Source organism: Telluribacter humicola, assembly GCF_017355935.1.
Lineage (GTDB): Bacteria > Bacteroidota > Bacteroidia > Cytophagales > Spirosomataceae > Telluribacter > Telluribacter humicola.
This window is the reverse complement of the sequence record NZ_JAFIQT010000020.1, coordinates 1-2,666: the sequence shown is the minus strand read 5'-3', so window position 1 is coordinate 2,666 and position 2,666 is coordinate 1. Positions and strand designations below refer to the sequence as shown.

General features: G+C 51.8%; 2 protein-coding genes. Both read left to right on the top strand.

What is annotated here, in order from left to right; all coding sequences use genetic code 11:
- The first annotated feature begins 230 nt into the window (after positions 1–230).
- Positions 231–1,841, top strand: a complete 1,611-nt coding sequence (istA, locus tag JUB14_RS27590; protein ID WP_207510101.1) for an IS21 family transposase — start codon at positions 231–233, stop codon at positions 1,839–1,841.
- 13 nt (positions 1,842–1,854) lie between these two features.
- Positions 1,855–2,586, top strand: a complete 732-nt coding sequence (gene istB, locus JUB14_RS27585; protein ID WP_207510100.1) for an IS21-like element helper ATPase IstB — start codon at positions 1,855–1,857, stop codon at positions 2,584–2,586.
- Positions 2,587–2,666 lie beyond the last annotated feature (80 nt).

Sequence of the window (2,666 nt, the reverse complement as noted above, 5' to 3'; positions counted from 1 at the left end):
TGTATATTCCGGAGTAAACTGAGCCACTATTTCGGTACAAACTGAGCCAGCATTTCGGAGCAAATTGAGCCACTTGGGATGTTTGATTTTTCCGGTATTCCGGTCAAACTGAGCCATTAGGACTGGGGCTAAAACCCTGCCATTCCGGCATAACTGAGCCACCCCGTTGTAAGATCGTAGAAGCGTAGATCGTCTTACCTGGTCATGTTTTAGGATAGAAACCTAATGCCATGGCCAATACCCCCAAGACAATGCAGCAGATACGCATGATGTTACAGCAACTTCATAAAGGGATATCGCACCGGCGGATCGCCCGGTCGTTGAATATCTCACGCAATACGGTCAAGCAGTATGTTGACCGCTTTTTAGCCAGCACACTCAGCTTTGAGGAGTTGTTGGGATTAGAGGATGAGGCTTTATCAACGTTGGTCTACAGGCCGGAAGACCGCATGGCTGCATCCGAAGTGGCGACTGCCGCGCTGGGGTACCCCAGCGCGGCAGTCGCCACTGATCGTCGTTCTGACTTTGAAAACAGAGTTCCCTATTTTTTGAAAGAACTCGGCCGTAAAGGAGTTACCCGGATGCTCTTATGGCAGGAATATATCGGCCAAAACCCGGATGGCTACCGCTATACCCAGTTCTGTGAACGCTTGTCGCGGCATCAGCAATTGCGGCAGGCCAGTATGCATTTTGAACACCAGCCCGGGCAGGTTCTTATGGTCGATTTTGCCGGTGATATGCTGGGATACGTAAATCCTGATACTGGTGAATGGATCCGCTGCCCTGTATTTGTGGCTGTACTGCCTTTTAGCGGGTACGGGTATGTTTGCGCGCTGGCTAACGCGACCACCCCGCAGGTGGTATCCGCCCTGAATCAATGCCTGACGTTCTTTGACGGCGTTCCCCAGGCGGTCAAGTGTGACAACATGCGGCAGATGGTTAGCAAGAGCTGCCGCTACGAGCCAGTTTTCACAGAAGTGTTTAATCAATGGGCCCTGCATTACAATATTGCCCTGACCGCTGCTCGGGTAGGAAAACCCAAAGACAAGGCCCATGTCGAAAACTTGGTCAGGATTACGTATCAGCGTATTTATGCCCCCTTGCGCAACCAGACCTTCAAAAGCCTGGAGGAGCTTAACCGGGGCATCCGTCATCAGTTGGGCCTGCACCACCAGGCGTTGTTACAGCGAAAAGACTACAGCCGGAGCCAATGTTTTATGCTTCATGAACAGCCCGTGTTATCAGCGCTACCGGCTGGCCCGTTCCAGCTCCGGCACAGCGTACAGGCCAAGGTGCAAAAGAACTACCACGTCACATTAGGAGAAGACTGGCACCACTACAGCGTACCTTACCACTACATCGGTAAAACCCTTCAGGTCAACTACGATACCGATGTGGTGGAGATCTTCCACCAGCACCAACGGGTAGCTTTACACACCAGGAGCTTTAAGAAGCACGGCTACACGACCGTGAAGGAGCACATGCCGGAAGGCCATCAGAAGTTCTTTGAAACCAGGGGCTGGGACCAGGATTATTTCTTGGCCCAGGCGCAAAAAATCGGCCCGTCCGTACATCAATACCTCTCGCTGGTATTGGGGGCCAGGCTTTTTACCGAACAGACCTACAACACTTGCCTGGGCCTGATCAGGTTGGGAAAGACCTACGGCCCCGTACGCCTGGAAAATGCCTGCAAAAGGGCCCTGTCGGGCAACCGGTATACCTACCGGGTTGTAGCGGATATCCTGGCTAACAATCTGGACCAACAGCCGCTTCAGCAGCAAGCTGAACTGTTCCGCACTCCGGAACACAGCAATATCCGTGGAAAAGAGAATTATCAATAACCAATAAAAATGTATGGATACCATTAAAACACTCGAACAGCTCCAGCAGCTACGGCTACAAGGCATGGCCAACCGTTACAAGGACATCCTGGACCTGCCCCTGCAACAACAGCCGGAGGCCCACCAGATGCTGGCATGGCTCGCTGAGGCCGAAGGCCTCTACCGCAATCATCAGCGTACACAGCTGTACCTGCGCCTGTCCAAACTGCGTTATCACGCTACGTTAGAACAGGTTCATTGCTCCGCCAGCAGGGGCCTCACCCAGGAACAGCTGTTACTGCTGGGGGACGGCATGTTTATTCAAAAAGCAGAAAATGTGATCCTAACCGGGGCTACCGGATGTGGAAAAAGCTATTTAGCCTGCGCCTTGGGAAGGCGTGCCTGTATGCTAGGGTACCGAACCCTCTACTTCTCCATGAACCGATTCATCGAAGCGCTGGCTGCCGCCAGGATTGACGGATCCTACATCAAATGGCTCAACCAGATAGCCAAAACGCCGCTACTAATCCTGGATGACTTTGGCTTGCAGCCGCTATTTCACGATATGAAGCTGACATTACTTCAAATCCTGGAGGATCGCTACGCGACAGGGGCTACCATCATCACCTCCCAGTTACCCTTCTCTAACTGGTATGATTATCTGGATGACCCCACTCTAGCCGATGCCATTATGGACAGAATGTCAGCTTCCGCCCATAAAATACAACTCGCAGGACAGTCTTTGAGAAATAAGAAAATACAGTGATATTTACAGTGTTTCTACTACAACCACAGGGTGGCTCAGTTTACTCCGAAATGGGTGGCTCAATTTCACCGGAATTTACA